Source organism: Aliivibrio thorii (genome assembly GCF_057368585.1).
Genome location: NZ_CM170654.1, coordinates 2,354,488 through 2,369,437 on the forward strand (window position 1 = coordinate 2,354,488; position 14,950 = coordinate 2,369,437).

At 37.8% G+C, this 14,950-nt stretch carries 13 protein-coding genes; 8 read left to right on the forward strand and 5 right to left on the reverse strand.

What is annotated here, in order from left to right; all coding sequences use genetic code 11:
• The first annotated feature begins 1,083 nt into the window (after nt 1-1,083).
• Nucleotides 1,084-1,353, forward strand: coding sequence for a hypothetical protein (locus AC2IP4_RS10705; RefSeq protein WP_375321875.1), 270 nt, complete (start codon nt 1,084-1,086; stop codon nt 1,351-1,353).
• Nucleotides 1,353-1,802, forward strand: coding sequence for a YaiI/YqxD family protein (locus tag AC2IP4_RS10710; protein ID WP_061005246.1), 450 nt, complete (start codon nt 1,353-1,355; stop codon nt 1,800-1,802). Before AC2IP4_RS10705 ends, AC2IP4_RS10710 begins: the two co-directional genes overlap by 1 nt.
• A 68-nt stretch (nt 1,803-1,870) precedes the next feature.
• Here AC2IP4_RS10710 and AC2IP4_RS10715 read toward each other — a convergent pair whose 3' ends face one another.
• Together AC2IP4_RS10715 and syd are read right to left on the reverse strand one after the other, a co-directional pair.
• Nucleotides 1,871-2,644 carry a Zn-ribbon-containing protein gene (locus tag AC2IP4_RS10715; RefSeq protein WP_486310251.1) on the reverse strand — a complete coding sequence of 258 codons (774 nt, stop codon included), beginning with the start codon at nt 2,642-2,644 and terminating at the stop codon, nt 1,871-1,873.
• 105 nt (nt 2,645-2,749) lie between these two features.
• Nucleotides 2,750-3,298, reverse strand: coding sequence for a SecY-interacting protein (gene syd, locus AC2IP4_RS10720; protein WP_486310252.1), 549 nt, complete (start codon nt 3,296-3,298; stop codon nt 2,750-2,752).
• Nucleotides 3,299-3,406: 108 nt separating this feature from the next.
• Between syd and queF the strand changes: the two genes are divergently transcribed.
• The 5 genes from queF (at nt 3,407) to xni (ending at nt 10,709) form a co-directional block, all read left to right on the forward strand.
• Complete coding sequence (queF, locus tag AC2IP4_RS10725) at nt 3,407-4,252, forward strand: NADPH-dependent 7-cyano-7-deazaguanine reductase QueF (protein WP_486310253.1); 846 nt, start codon at nt 3,407-3,409, stop codon at nt 4,250-4,252.
• Nucleotides 4,253-4,371: 119 nt separating this feature from the next.
• Nucleotides 4,372-6,591 (forward strand): tetratricopeptide repeat protein, encoded by a 2,220-nt coding sequence (locus tag AC2IP4_RS10730; protein ID WP_486307032.1) that lies wholly within the window; start codon nt 4,372-4,374, stop codon nt 6,589-6,591.
• A gap of 176 nt (nt 6,592-6,767) precedes the next feature.
• A complete protein-coding gene (locus AC2IP4_RS10735; protein WP_375321870.1) occupies nt 6,768-8,330 on the forward strand; it encodes a GGDEF domain-containing protein in 1,563 nt (520 codons plus the stop codon).
• Between the two features lie 140 nt (nt 8,331-8,470).
• Entirely contained in the window at nt 8,471-9,829 is a 1,359-nt protein-coding gene (ppnN, locus tag AC2IP4_RS10740) for a nucleotide 5'-monophosphate nucleosidase PpnN (protein ID WP_105054111.1), read from the forward strand.
• A 91-nt stretch (nt 9,830-9,920) separates the two neighbouring features.
• Nucleotides 9,921-10,709, forward strand: coding sequence for a flap endonuclease Xni (xni, locus tag AC2IP4_RS10745; RefSeq protein WP_486310254.1), 789 nt, complete (start codon nt 9,921-9,923; stop codon nt 10,707-10,709).
• A gap of 254 nt (nt 10,710-10,963) precedes the next feature.
• Here the strand turns inward: xni and rlmM are convergent, their stop codons facing one another.
• The 3 genes from rlmM to AC2IP4_RS10760 are packed head-to-tail and all read right to left on the reverse strand — an operon-like array spanning nt 10,964 to nt 13,339.
• Nucleotides 10,964-12,055 (reverse strand): 23S rRNA (cytidine(2498)-2'-O)-methyltransferase RlmM, encoded by a 1,092-nt coding sequence (rlmM, locus tag AC2IP4_RS10750; RefSeq protein WP_486310255.1) that lies wholly within the window; start codon nt 12,053-12,055, stop codon nt 10,964-10,966.
• Nucleotides 12,052-12,438 carry a DUF423 domain-containing protein gene (locus AC2IP4_RS10755; protein ID WP_486307294.1) on the reverse strand — a complete coding sequence of 129 codons (387 nt, stop codon included), beginning with the start codon at nt 12,436-12,438 and terminating at the stop codon, nt 12,052-12,054. Before AC2IP4_RS10755 ends, rlmM begins: the two co-directional genes overlap by 4 nt.
• On the reverse strand, nt 12,431-13,339 hold the full coding sequence (locus AC2IP4_RS10760) for a transcriptional regulator GcvA (protein ID WP_105054108.1): 909 nt from the start codon (nt 13,337-13,339) through the stop codon (nt 12,431-12,433). The genes AC2IP4_RS10755 and AC2IP4_RS10760 overlap by 8 nt, the downstream gene beginning before the upstream one ends.
• Before the next feature lie 371 nt (nt 13,340-13,710).
• On the opposite strand from AC2IP4_RS10760, the gene AC2IP4_RS10765 reads away from it, so the two are divergent.
• Nucleotides 13,711-14,928, forward strand: a complete 1,218-nt coding sequence (locus tag AC2IP4_RS10765; protein ID WP_375321867.1) for an aminotransferase class V-fold PLP-dependent enzyme — start codon at nt 13,711-13,713, stop codon at nt 14,926-14,928.
• The last annotated feature ends 22 nt before the right edge of the window (nt 14,929-14,950 follow it).

The window sequence follows — 14,950 nt, forward strand, 5'->3', positions numbered from 1 at the left end:
GAATTGAATTTTAAACATGCGAAATCATAAACTGAAAACAATGTAACCGGTTTCAGTAACCGGTTACATTGCGTGTTTGAGCAAATTTGATTCAACTCACGCTTATTAATTAAACGCATAATAAAAATGTGATCTATGTAATTTATTACTTATAGGTATTAGGTAAATGTATTTTTGAAGGAGGGGAAAAAAGAAAAACCCCACTAAGCTTTCGCCTAATGGGGTTATAACCTTACTTGCAGCAATCCGGCTACCCGTATGCTCCATGCATCAAATCCTTGATAGTATGCTGAATCCGTCAGCCCATTCCTTTCGCGCTATCCTAGCGGTGTCCATAATCCAATCCTGATCCGTTAACAATCCTTCGCTAACTCTCTTCACTTAATCCTTAAGCGGTGTCCTTTACATCATCCTGATGTCTAATCCTTCCTCTATCCTAGAGGTGTCCATTGCCTTTCCTTAGTAGTAACCATCCTAGCTACTATTGAATCCATTCAATGTCCAATTTTGCTTTCCATGCCGATTACTCATCCTAAGTAACCGAGAGCCTCATCCTGAAGCGTACCAAATCCTTGGTGAGTTCCTGTTCCGTGTCAGCATCCTTCCGACACCAATAAGATTACGCTTTTCACTTTTTTGAACAATACCCTAACTCTTCTTTCATTAAATAAATACGAGACACGTCATAACAACATTTAATAAAACTCATTACAAACAACAAATTAAGATGCACAACACTGATTAACACTATAAATAAAACGACATATCTCAGATTACAGTGAGAGATCTCTTACAAGGTTTCTCTGTTATTTCTACCCTATTTTCTACTAGGTCGATAAACGTTAGTCAAACCTAAGTAATACCAATGCAACTAATTAGATGATTTATTACGTAGGAAAATCACTTAAGAGTAAGACAATAGTTCTTATAAGTAGTTATTCTACAATAATTTTTAACGTAGCTATTGAGTGATTTAACCAGTAAGAATGATCAGATAATTATTGGAATTGGTATAATTTACCTCTATGGTGCATTGAGGCAGTATTCGATATCATGGCTTTAGATGATATATAGGAAGTTAGAATGAAAAATGTAACGGAAGAGCTGCAAACAATAATGCAAGATTTAATTAATGAAGGGAAAAAACCAACAACAGCCTTAGTTAAATCTCGCCTAAGTACTCAAGTTCCTATGCCAGCAATTATTACTGCAATTAAATCCTTTCAGGCCAGTGCTCATGTTCCTAAAATTGAAGTACGTGAAAATACATTAACTGCCGATGAGCGTATCATTCAGCTTGAACAACAAGTAAAAGAATTAACCCAGCGTTTAAACGCTTTGGAGAATAAATAATGCAAATTTGGGTAGATGCTGATGCATGTCCAAAAGTCGTCAAAGAAGTACTTTGCCGCGCAGCTACACGAACAGGGATCCAACTGACTTTTGTTGCAAACCACTACATTCCTGTACCAACCGCTTTCAATATTAAATCAATACAGGTTGAATCTGGTTTTGATGTTGCAGATGACGAAATTGTAAGACGTTCAGAAGCAGGAGATTTAGTGATCAGCGGGGATATTCCATTGGCTGCCGAATTAATTGCCAAAAAAGTACAAGTGCTAAATCCTCGTGGAGAGCTTTATACAGAAGCAACCATTAAAGCTCGTCTAAATATCCGAGATTTTATGGAAACGATGCGTGCCAGTGGTATTCAAACCGGAGGACCGGCTGCATTATCACAAACTGACCGACGTGAATTTGCTAATCAGCTTGATCGTATTCTTGCTAAATTCAAGAAATAGAAAGTTAAAAATAAATCAAAATGGGAGCTCATTATGAGCTCCCATTGGTTTATCTGTATACAAGTTAATTAATCTTTAAAATCCCAAGACAGGTTACTCACTAACCTACATTCATCGCATTTAAAATCAAACACTTCATGAATTGGTTCTTCTAATGCCCAATCACCGTCACACACAGGGCATTTACGCGCTAACTCTTTTTCTTTACTCTCGCCAGCCACACGATAAATATACAAATACGTTGGAATCCCACTGACTACCGCCATACGACGACATAAATCCCAACCACGTTTAAATAAATGACTCTTACTTGAGCTTATCTCGTGTAATGATGGATGCTCAACCACAGAGCCATTCATCTGCAACTGGTCACACGCACTCCAATCTTCTTGCCATTTAATAAATTGTTTTTGATCGCCATTAGCAACGGGAGGTAAGCGATAAAGAGGAATGGGTTGAAATGTCTCACCATGACGAATTGGAGAACAAGTATGTAAATGGCTGGTATACAATATCTGCCAACTCACTTTTTCACTCTCATCGCTTGGATCAGAGTTCATGTCTTGACCTACCACTTTTACTTTTGGTTGTAATAGACCAAACTCACTCAATTGTTTAAACGCTAAATTCACTTGTGGGCTATGATTATCAGGATGAAGAGAGTCTTCTTCAGGGCAAATCACACGAGCAACAAAATTAGTTCCTTTCATTACCACCGGTAATTCACGACCAATCACTTGTCCGTTATAACGTAAACAATCCAAACAATAATTAATCGCCCTCTCTACTGCAGCCATTGAAGTATCGCAGTAAATTTCAAAATCTAACTCAGTGACAAACATTAACGCTTATTTCCTACTACAACGTTTAAAATAAAAATTCCGATAAACATACCTTTATCGGAATTCATTTAATTATGATCTTTCTAGGGGATATCAACCGATGGCTCAAGCAACAACCGGTTCAAGCTTCTCTAAAAACTCAGCCATATTCTCAGCCAATACTTTGCGTTTCTTTGTACCCACCGTATCTAAAATTACTTCACCAGACTGGTTACAAATAGAAATGACTTCCATCTCATCATCAGTTACAGCAATAAATAACGTTGGAACTAACTTTAATCGACGTTGCATCACAAGATGACCAAGCATATTACCTTGTAAATTTTCCAAGTCTTCATCACTCCAAACCTGAAGTAATTCGATATTCATATCTTCAAATTTAGCGGCCATATCTGCGCTAAATTGAGCACCATAAAACGCATGAAAATCATCATGAAGATCTAATTCAATGCCTTTTTCGATATTAACTAATCGAATACTCTCTTCACGAGCAATAGGTTGCCATGAGATCTCTAAATCACGCGTTTCATCAATACAAGGAGAAGCTAATCCCACCAATTCTTCATTTATCGGAAGGCTATCATGTTTGACTTTCCATGCATCTACATAACGTTGACTAAAGTTAGCAAGCGCTTGCTCTACCGAAAGTGGCATTCGATTCTCCTAATAAGATAAAAATTCAAGTAAACTAACGCTAATTGTATCAAACTGCGCTAATTTATTAAGCGATCTCTATTCTAATCTACTTTTGGCATTTTCAATATGACTAAATACACTAACGCTGATGAGCTAAAATCACTAACTCTTGGCCAGAAAACTGAATACAAACATAGCTATGAGCCAGAATTATTGCAGGCCGTTCCTCGCTGTTTAAATCGTGATGATCTTGAACTTGGTGATGAATTACCTTTTGTTGGTTGTGATGTATGGACACTGTATGAACTGTCTTGGCTAAACCAAAATGGATTACCTCAAGTTGCGGTTGGCGATGTCACCTTACCAGCGACAAGTCCTAATCTTGTTGAGTCAAAATCATTTAAATTATATTTGAATAGTTTTAACCAAACTAAATTCTCTTCATGGAATGAAGTAACTCGTACACTAATAAAAGATTTAAGTGCATGTGCGGGTGGCGAAGTCACCGTTGAAATTCACCCAGTACAAGCGTACTCACAGCAACCTATTGTCGATATGCAAGGCGAGTGCATTGATAACCAAGACATCGTTATTGATGATTATGAGTTTGATGCTGAGTATTTACAATCAAGCACACTAGAAGAAGTGGTAAGTGAGACATTACACAGCCACTTACTAAAATCAAATTGCCTTATTACTAATCAGCCCGACTGGGGCAGTGTTGAAATTAATTACGAAGGTAAAAAAATTGATCGTGAAAAGCTACTTCGTTACTTAATTTCTTTCCGTCAACATAATGAGTTTCATGAACAGTGTGTTGAACGTATCTACACCGACATTATGAAATACTGTAAACCAAACTCATTAACAGTATTTGCTCGTTACACCCGTCGTGGCGGACTTGATATTAATCCATTCCGTAGTTCATATTTAACAAAACCAGAACATAACCTACGTTTAGCTCGACAATAAGAACCCAAGAACTAAAAGCGTTTAAAATGATGAGTTTTGTCTACTTGGAACCGTATTCTTAGTAGACAAATTTCACTATATCGCTAGTATGTAATGGTTGTCTTTTAGTGGATCATTACATGTCTTTGCGCCAGTGTCTTCTCATTCTTTTTGTTTTTTTCCCGCTTTCTGCGTGGGCTAAATTTTTCTCTGCGCCTATTTTAAACGACGCTTATCAATTATTGGATACTAACCCAGAACAAGCACGATCTATTGCTCAACAATACTTAGAGCAACGCCAAATCTCGCCAGAGCAAGATCCGAATCGTATTCATATTAACAATGATTCAGAACGAACCATCCGCACACCTATCAGCACAGTTGAAGCTTTTCAAATTAAAGCATTAGCAAACAAACGTCTTGATCGTAACCGTGAATCAATCGAAGCAATTAAACAAGCAATTACTCTTGCTAAAGATTTTAATTTAAAGTCAGGTTACCTAGAATCAAAGCTCATCTATTCAAGTTTATGGTGGAACTTAACTCAAGATGTCGATGAGACAAATACTATTTTGAAAGAAATTTCCGCCGAATTAAATGAATACAATAAACACATACCATTGAATCAAAAGATCTACTTTGGATTAGCTTTAGTTCATGCTGAAGTTGAATCATTTCAAGGAAACAACAGCCAGGCGCAACAATATTATAAACAGGCTATGTCTCATGGAAGCGCCCTTAATGATCCGACTAGTATGATTTATTATCACATTTCTTATGGTAAGTATTTTTTAAAAAATAAACAGTTTGACCAAGCGCTAACTGAGCTATTAAGTGCTTACTGGCAGTCAATTGAAGCAGATAGAAGTGGGCAGTTAGCAACGACTAACTATTTACTTGGCCAATTATTTTTCCAAAGACAGGTATTAGATAAAGCATTAGAACATGCCTCACAATCTGCCGAATTTTATGGCCGATACAATAACAGCGAACAGCTCTCTAATGTCCTAACTTTAATTGCTCAAATACACTTAAAACAGGGACGATTTAACCTAGCCTTAGTGCAATATTTCAATGCTCTTGACCAAGAAAAAGAAAAAAACAACGTCGATAAGTTAATCTCATTACGTTTAGACATCGCAAATACCTATTTCTTGCTTTACAACTATGCTCTCAGTGAGCACTACCTTAAACAAGCAAACAACCTTAATGAATATGTGAATTTACCTGAACAAAAAGCGTGTTCGTCCCTATTGCAGGCGAAGCTTTATCTCGTAAATAATAAAGCCGACCTTGCTGTTCAACAAATACAGCAAGCGATAAAATACAGTAAAAAAGATAATGACTTGCGCTTAAAATTACAGTCACAAAAACTGTTATCAAAAACTTACGAAAAAATGGGGCAATACCAACTCGCGTTAAAAGCTCAAAGAGAATATGAAACACTGAATTCATCAATCCAAGCAGTACAGAATGAAATCAACGAAGACGTATTTAGACAACAAAAAAGCATCATTGAGCAATCACTGCATTATCAAGGCTTAGAAGAACAACTGAAAGAGAACCACCTACAAACTCGAAAAATACAAAAAATAGCCGGATTCTTATTGGTTCTATTAACGTTAATTTCTATCTATGCCTTTAGACAACAACAAGTTAATCGTTTTCTTAAAAAGCGTCTGCACCTACTATTGAATAAATATTACACTCATCCACGAAGTGGATTGCGCAATTTTCGTCTATTAACGGAAAGACTGCCCTCCTCTTTACAGCAAAGCAGTTCAAACATAGAACAATGGCATTTAGGTGAATTAATAAATGAACCATTGAGTGACCGTCTTCGATTTACTCTGTTTCACGTACCTATGTTGCAAGAGTTATACTTTACTCATGGCTACCAAGAAGGGTTGTCAATCGAGAAGGCATTTGGGGATTACTTATCAACAGTAGTTACTCTGCCAAGTCGAATCTATCATTTTTCTGATGCTAGTTTTCTATACATTGAGCATAAATCCGATTCAACATCAAATGCCCAAGAAATGGCAGAAACCATTCAATCTTGGATAAACAATTTTGAATCCCAAACAATGACAGATAGAACCGTTAATATAGGTATGGTGGAATATCCATTCTTACCACGAGCTTATACCGCTATTAATGATCGTGAATTAATTGATATTTTACTTATGGCAACCAACACAGCTTGCGATATTAGTTCTGAAGATTCTGGCAGTCAATGGGTTCATTATCGAGCCATTGATAATGCGCCTGCAGCGAGTTTTGCTAGCAATAATATTATTTCAGCGTGCAAGCAAGCAATTAACCAAGGCTTAATTAAAGTCATGACATCCAAACAATAAACTTCGGATTTGGCTTATGCATCACAAATTTAATAATAATCATTAGTGAATGATTATCAATTAAACAAACGGCATACTTTTTTTAGTCTGTTAATTATAAATTTGTTATTATTCCCAACTGGCCTTATCAATAATTTTATATTTTTTATAACATATGAATTACTCTCTAAACTATTATGATTGAAGTCTCTATCGTTGCCTCTGAATTAAGTCAGTTAAAGCAACAACTAGATCAAACACGCTTATCGCATCGTGATACCACTTTGAAATCACGTCGTGAAATACTACTTTTAAAACGTATTATTTTACGCTTTTGTGCTGCGTGTAAACATCATGATGGTGAGTTAGACAAAGAGATTGTAGAACTTGCTACAAGTATTGAACAGGTCGAAAATACATCTGAATTAACAGTACGAATTGCAACTTTTGAGCGCCTAATTAACCGTTACAAAATGAATGTTCAAAGAGAGCATTCTGTTATGGAAGAACATATTTCCTATTGTGGTGAAACTCTTCAACGTGTTGTCGGTTTGCCTGCTGGTCTAAAAAGAGATCTTCGAACTCTTTTACAATACCCTTCCCAAGATGGCAGTAAGCATATTCAACGTATTGTTCGTTTAGTAGAGCTTTACGAACGAGCCATTAAATTTATCTCTGTCGGTAAAATTTCATCTGAAATAAACACCAATGAAATTATTGATGTTGATACTCAAGAGCAACTAAGTCACGAGTTACAGCATTTAATATCTGAACTAGATTTTGATAATACTTCTGGCAATAAACTACTTGGGATTCGTAATAAATTATTAACGGGGGTTGACGCCGTTTCTCTGATTGATCTAGCACTACAAACACTTCAACTAGTATTAGAAGGTACAAATAACGAACGTAAAGCTTCTCAAGCTTTTGTTGGTGATATGAACACTCAAGTAGCTCAGATAATCAAAACCAGCGAGCAGAATCAAAACCAAGGACAATCTTATTTAGAACAGCGCTCTTTACTAAATGAAGAATACTCTCTTCTAATTAAACAAGCAGAAAGCGTACTAGAAAGCAAAAGTAGTGAACAAGAATACAAAACAAAAATGGCAATGCTGTTAAGTGAGATGAATGACTTATCAGAACGCAATAAAGCAATGCAGTCTCGTGAAGCGGCATTAATTGAGCGTCATGAATACACAACAAAAAAACTAAATAATTTATATGAAGAGACATTGGAGTATCGCCGTCAGCTTAGTGACCAACAACAGCGTATCTTTAAAGACCCTCTAACCAAAGTATATAACCGTGCAGCTATGCATGAACGTTTAGATTTAGAATATAAACGCTGGGTTCGTCATCAACACTCTCTTGTTCTTACTATGATAGATATCGACCAATTCAAACGTATTAATGAAAGGTTTGGGCATTTAGCTGGAGATAAAGCATTATCTATTATAGCAAAAACAATTGAAAACAAGGTGTCAGATACCGATTTCGTTGCGCGTTTTAGTGGTGAAGAGTTCTTAATTTTATTTACCGAAACCGAGAAAGAAGAAAGAGATAAAGCACTTAAAGCCATTCAGCTCGCTATTGCAAAACTGCCTTTCAAATTCAAAGATGATCATGTCCAAATAACCGTATCTATTTGCAGTTCAGAATTTACCAATAGTGATATACCTGAAAAAGTAATTAAACGTTCAGTTGATGCCCTTTATAAAGAAAAATCAAAAGGCACTGGACAGTTTATCAATCTGTAATCTCTTACTACTGTGCTATAAATATAAATTCATAAATGGTTATAAACTTCTCAATTTTTTTGTTTTTTCCTCGCTAAATCTCCCATTGCTGTGTAAGTTAAATATCTGAACAATAATAAAAACAGCTAGGGAGGCACTGTATGATCACTCATATTAGTCCCGCAGGTAGCATGGATTTGCTATCACAATTGGAAGTCGACCAACTAAAAAAAACTGCTTCTAGTGACGTCTATAGGATGTATCGAAACTGTACATTAGCCGTCTTAAACTCAGGCAGTCACACCGATAGCTCTAAAGAGCTTCTAGAAAAATACGAATCTTTTGATGTGTCCGTAACACGTCGAGATCGCGGTATTAAACTCGAACTAAGTAACCCACCAGAACATGCTTTTGTTGATGGAACCATTATAAAAGGGATCCAAGAACATCTATTTTCGGTATTACGTGACATGGTGTATGTGAATATGCAAATTGCAGATCACAACCGTCTAAATCTAACAAAAGACACCCACCTAACTAATCTTGTCTTTAGTATTTTACGTAATGCAAAAGCGCTTCATACCGGAATTGAGCCTAACCTTGTTGTATGTTGGGGCGGGCACTCTATTAATCCTATCGAATATCAATACACGCGTGAAGTTGGCCACGAATTAGGGTTAAGAGAATTAAATATTTGTACGGGTTGTGGACCAGGCGCAATGGAAGGACCGATGAAGGGAGCTGCTATTGGCCATGCTAAGCAACGTTATTCTGATAGCCGCTTTGTTGGATTAACAGAACCTTCAATTATCGCAGCTGAGCCACCAAACCCTATCGTAAATGAATTAATTATCATGCCTGACATCGAGAAGCGATTAGAAGCATTTGTTCGTATGGCTCATGGCATTGTCATTTTCCCTGGCGGTCCGGGAACAGCAGAAGAATTACTGTATATCCTGGGGATCATGATGAACCCAGCCAATCGTCAGCAACCAATGCCGATAGTATTAACTGGGCCAAAAGAGAGTGAAGCTTACTTCCTTTCAATCGACACATTTATCCGAGAAACATTAGGTGAAGAGGCAACTCATTATTATGAAATCGTTGTCGATGATCCAGAAAAAGCAGCAGTGATGATTAATCATGGCATCAAGAAAGTGAAAGAATACCGTAAAGCAACAGATGATTCTTATAGCTTTAACTGGGCGTTAAAAATTGAATCAGAATTCCAGCAGCCATTCGAACCAACACACGAGGCTATGTCTGCACTTGATTTACATTTAGATCAACCAACAGAAAACCTCGCAGCAAGTTTACGCCAAGCATTCTCTGGAATAGTCGCGGGAAATGTAAAAGCAGAAGGCATTGCTGAAATAGAAAAACACGGTGTGTTTAAACTTCATGGAGATCCTAAGTTAATGAAGAAAATGGATCGTCTTTTACAAGATTTTGTCAAACAAGGTCGAATGAAGCTTCCCGGCTCTAAATACGAGCCTTGTTATGAAATCGTCGTAGATTAGGCTGGAATCCCTCCCCTTCAGTAACGTACAATAGAAAGCCTATGCTGAATACATAGGCTTTTTCTTTTTTCTATATAGGAATGAATACGTTATGGCAATTCATCTGGTTATTATTGACGCATTAAACCTTATTCGTCGCGTTCATTCCGCCCAACCTAATCAAGACGATATCCAAGCGGTCATCACAACAACGAGTCGCACAATAAATCGTATTTTAAAAGAAACCGAACCCACTCATATCATTGCCGTCTTCGATCATCACTTACAAGATAGAGGATGGCGAGCAGAAGTATTACCTAAATACAAAGAAGACAGAAAACCAATGCCTGAAGCACTGCAAAAAGGCATGGACAGCATTCAAGATGCATGGTGGAAACTCGGCATTGACTCCTTGTTATCTGATGGTGATGAAGCCGATGATTTAGTGGCCACTTTGGCAAATAAGGTGGCGGCTCATAATGAACAAGTAACCATCATTTCGACAGATAAAGGTTATTGCCAATTACTGTCTCCAACGCTGCGAATTCGTGATTACTTTCAACATCGTTGGTTAGATGCTCCTTTTATTGAAAAGGAATTTGGTTTAAAACCAGAGCAATTAGCTGATTATTGGGGACTAGCTGGAATTAGCTCAAGTAAAATTACGGGGATCCCGGGCATTGGACCTAAAGCGGCCTTAGAAATTTTAACTCAATTCCCAACCATTGAAGCAGCAAACGAATCTGAAGAGTTACCGAAAAAATATCGTAAGAAATTTGATGAGCATTATGACACCGCTATTTTGTGCCGTAAGGTTGCAGGACTAAGAACTGATATTGAACTTGGGTTTAATTTGCAAGATATACGATATGAGAAGCCAGAATCAGGGACTAGGGACTAGGGACTACCAAGTATCATGAATATAGTGTGCTTTTCTGCAAAAGAAAGATGGCTATATTTGATGTGGTTATCAAAACGATGACAAACAGTTTTTTTTGCGCCAAAGCACACCATATTCAACATCGTATCTCAATAATCTCAACGCCGAATAACCATTGTTGAAGATAAATAAAAACGCCCGCTGATTATCAACATCAGCGGGCGTTTTTTATTTCTCAATAATTTGGATTACATCAATATTTGTATAACGAAATATTAATGTGGAGAAATATTTGAAATCGCTTGGATATGAACCGTAATTTCTTCACGGTCATGATACAAGTGCTTAGCTTGAAGCTTGTATTGGAAGTTATTCTTCTTCAAAAACTCTTTTAAGTTTTCAATATCTTGAAGTACTTCATCGTAACGGCCTTTCATTGGTAATTTAAGGTTAAATAGCGCTTCTTTCGCCCAACCTTTAATTAGCCATTCACCCATAAGGTGCGCAACACGAGCTGGTTTCTCAACCATGTCACAAATTAGCCATGTTACGTTCTTTCTTTGTGGCTCAAATTTAAAGCCATCAACCATGTGGTGTTTAACTTGGCCTGTATCCATTAAGCTCTGTGCCATCATGCCGTTATCAATTGCATGAACAAACATAGAACGCTTAACTAATTGGTAAGTCCAACCACCAGGGCACGCACCTAAATCCACACCCCACATGCCAGAAGCTAATCGAGTATCCCACTCATCTCGTGGAATAAATACGTGAAACGCCTCTTCCAACTTAAGCGTTGAACGGCTTGGTGCATCTGATGGGAATTTCAAACGAGGAATACCCATGAAGAATTTTGAGTTATTGTTGGTGTAAGAATAACCAACATAACACTGACCCGGTACAATAAAACAAATATGCATAACAGGGATTCGATCTGAATCTCTTGGTGTTAGCATCTCTTTACCACGTAATGCAATACGCATTGGTACTGTAAATTTACGGCAGAATTTCAATAATTCTTTTGCTTCATTCGTATCAGGCGTTTCAATACGAATATCACCACAACATGGTAAATTTTCAACATCAACTAATGCATTCAAAATTGGTGAGATACGATCTTCAGAAGGTAAATCACTTAATTCAGTTGCTACCGCAAACATTTGACGAGCAAAAATCAGCTCATTAAATTTAATCTCACGGATCAATTTATCTGCATCGCCTTCCTGGTAGCATTCAAATAGCACATAGCCTGTATTATTTTTTAGGCGAGGAAAACCAAACACTTCAAGTTGAGTGGCTTTATCTTGGATCTCACCTGCACACTCTTTCTCAAAACCAGAGCGACAATAGAACATTACTTGTTTCACTTTGAAACCTCAGTCAAACGATAAGTTGAAACAGCCAGCGTTAGCCAACCGATAATAAAACAGAGTCCACCTAATGGAGTAATTGGCCCAAACCATTTTATTCCTGTGAACACTAATGCATATAGACTACCACTGAAAAACAACATCCCAATGGTAAATAGCAAGGCGGCGTATGATACCCCTTTTGAAAATGAATTTCTCAACAAAATTCCACATCCAAATAGAGCAAGGGTATGCCACATTTGGTATTGCACCGCAGTCTCATACACATCAAGTAGATACGGAGATAAAACAGACTTTAGACCGTGGGCACCAAAAGCGCCTAAACCGACAGTTATTGCACCGCTAATACTAGCAATAAGTAAACATAAGCGACTATTCATCATCTGTTATCTCTTGTTCACTGCGCGCTTTACTTAATATCCACTCTCTAAACGTTGCAATACGCCCTGTGTCAGCTTGCTTTTCACTGCATACTAAATAGAACGCGTTCTTACTTATTAATAACTCTTCAAAGGGAGCAACTAATCGACCTGCATCCAGCTCTGGTTGAGCAAGAACATTATTTCCTAGTGCAATGCCCTGCCCATGTGCCGCAGCTTGTAATACCATGGTTGAGTGACTAAAGATCGGTCCTTGATTCACATTCATGCCTTGTAAATCAAACTGCTTTACAAACAACTTCCAATCTTTGCGTGACGTATCGTGCAGTAACGTATGAAAACGTAAATCATCAATTGTTGCTAAGGGCTTTTCATTTAACAACACTTGCGGTGAACATAATGGCAATAACTGTTCTTGGTATAACAAATCAACTCGTAAACCCGGCCAATTACCTCGGCCATAGTAGATGGCAACATCAACATCTTCAGTTAACGAACCTTCATCCATATCAACCGCTTTAATACGCACATCAATATCTGGTTCTTGATTATTAAAATCAGACAATCGAGGCACAAGCCATTGAATTGCAAAACTTGGTGGTAAACTGATGGTTAGAGCACCTTTCGCACTTCTTTCCAATACTTTATCTGTTGCTTCTGATAAAGAAGAGAAGATTTCTTTAATATCCAAAAAGTAACTTTGCCCCTCTTCAGTTAGAAGTAAAGAGCGGTTACGACGACGAAATAGCTTCAAGCCTAGAAATTCTTCTAATGCTTTGATTTGGTGGCTAACTGCCGCTTGTGTAACAAATAATTCTTCAGCAGCACGAGTAAAGCTTAAGTGTCTAGCTGCCGCTTCAAACACACGCAAAGAATTTAAAGGTGGTAATCTACGAGACATAAGAACTCACATTCTGAACCATTAGTTTTTTTAATGCTAAGTATTATAAATTGTCCATTGCCGAACTACCAGATAAAACCTAATATTGGCTCCGTTGTTTAGAGGAAAGACATATATTCCTCCCTGAGTATCTTTTTCGACCCTCTAGACTCCAATGTTGTGTTTGCATATTGGCTCGACTGTTAGAGCCCCGAGTATTGATTTCAAACTATTTGTTAGCAATACCCAATTATTTACTACATTTTGACCTTTTGGTTAAAAAAGATTCTAGCACCGTTTAATACGGTGCTTTTTTTTGCCTGTAATTTTGACTTACAAGCCAGAAATCCGCATCATTGTCGCTGCCCGCTTACCCTATAAAGAAAATCCTTATGACTGCATTTACTGTTGACGCTGTTCGCTCTCAATTTCCAGCTTTAACCCAAGACGTTAATGGCCAACCTATTGCCTACTTTGATAGCGCAGCAACGACACAAAAACCATTGTCGGTATTAAATGCGCTTCAAGATTACTATCAAAAAAGTAATGCTAATGTGCATCGCGGTAGTCATAGCCTAACCGCCTCAGCAACACTGCAATTTGAGCAAGCTCGTGAAACCGTTCAACACTTTATTAATGCTAAAAGCAGTAAAGAAATTATTTGGACTCGCGGTGCAACCGAAGCAATTAATTTAATAGCTCAAACCTACGCTCGTAGTACATTAAAGGTCGGTGATGAAATCCTAATCAGTGAATTAGAGCATCACGCTAATATTGTGCCTTGGCAAATTGTGGCGGAACAAACGGGAGCTACTGTTGTAAAAATCCCAATGAAAACCGATTGCACATTAGACATGGATGCATTTGAGTCATTGGTAACCCAGAACACTAAAATTGTTGCCGTTGCTCAAGTCACCAACGTAACGGGAACCTTAAATCCAATTGATGACATTATTACAGCGGCACATCTGGTTGGTGCTATTGTGGTTATTGATGGCGCTCAAGGAATTGTTCATCATGATATTGATGTGCAAGCAATGAATGCCGATTTTTATGCCTTCTCTGGTCATAAATTATTTGCTCCTGCTGGCATTGGAGCTCTCTATGGCAAGCAGCATTTATTAGAATCTATGCCAGTGTGGCATGGTGGCGGTAAAATGGTTGAGAAAGTCTCATTTGAGAAGACCACTTTTGCAGAACTTCCTGGAAAGTTCGAAGCAGGCACTCCAAATGTAGCGGGCGCTATCGCTTGTGCCACTGCCATTAACTGGGTCAAGCAATTCGCCCATGATGATCTAAATGCTCATATTAGCGAATTACGCCACATGGCAATCGAAGGAATTAAAGATATTGAAGACTTACGTTTTGTCGGTTTACAAGATAACGCGAGCCTATTTTCTTTTGTTATTGATGGCGTCCACCACCAAGATATAGCGACCCTACTTGATCAGCAAGGCATTGCTGTTCGCTCTGGTAACCATTGTGCTCACCCTATGTTGGATGCATTAGGGTTAACGGGGACTGTACGCGTTTCATTTGCCTTGTATAATACAAAGCAAGATGTTCAACGTTTTATCGACGCGCTAAATAAAGCCGCAGATATGCTATAAGCTCAAATTTAAGGTATTTTAT

Excerpts from the sequence above, each read along its gene's own strand:
- AC2IP4_RS10760 (WP_105054108.1), bottom strand. The coding sequence starts at position 13,339 with ATGTCTCGTAGATTACCACCTTTAAATTCTTTGCGTGTGTTTGAAGCG.
- AC2IP4_RS10730 (WP_486307032.1), top strand. The coding sequence starts at position 4,372 with ATGTCTTTGCGCCAGTGTCTTCTCATTCTTTTTGTTTTTTTCCCGCTT.
- AC2IP4_RS10735 (WP_375321870.1), top strand. The coding sequence starts at position 6,768 with ATGATTGAAGTCTCTATCGTTGCCTCTGAATTAAGTCAGTTAAAGCAA.
- AC2IP4_RS10705 (WP_375321875.1), top strand. The coding sequence starts at position 1,084 with ATGAAAAATGTAACGGAAGAGCTGCAAACAATAATGCAAGATTTAATT.
- AC2IP4_RS10755 (WP_486307294.1), bottom strand. The coding sequence starts at position 12,438 with ATGAATAGTCGCTTATGTTTACTTATTGCTAGTATTAGCGGTGCAATA.
- AC2IP4_RS10715 (WP_486310251.1), bottom strand. The coding sequence starts at position 2,644 with ATGTTTGTCACTGAGTTAGATTTTGAAATTTACTGCGATACTTCAATG.
- ppnN (WP_105054111.1), top strand. The coding sequence starts at position 8,471 with ATGATCACTCATATTAGTCCCGCAGGTAGCATGGATTTGCTATCACAA.
- AC2IP4_RS10765 (WP_375321867.1), top strand. The coding sequence starts at position 13,711 with ATGACTGCATTTACTGTTGACGCTGTTCGCTCTCAATTTCCAGCTTTA.
- queF (WP_486310253.1), top strand. The coding sequence starts at position 3,407 with ATGACTAAATACACTAACGCTGATGAGCTAAAATCACTAACTCTTGGC.
- xni (WP_486310254.1), top strand. The coding sequence starts at position 9,921 with ATGGCAATTCATCTGGTTATTATTGACGCATTAAACCTTATTCGTCGC.
- AC2IP4_RS10710 (WP_061005246.1), top strand. The coding sequence starts at position 1,353 with ATGCAAATTTGGGTAGATGCTGATGCATGTCCAAAAGTCGTCAAAGAA.
- syd (WP_486310252.1), bottom strand. The coding sequence starts at position 3,298 with ATGCCACTTTCGGTAGAGCAAGCGCTTGCTAACTTTAGTCAACGTTAT.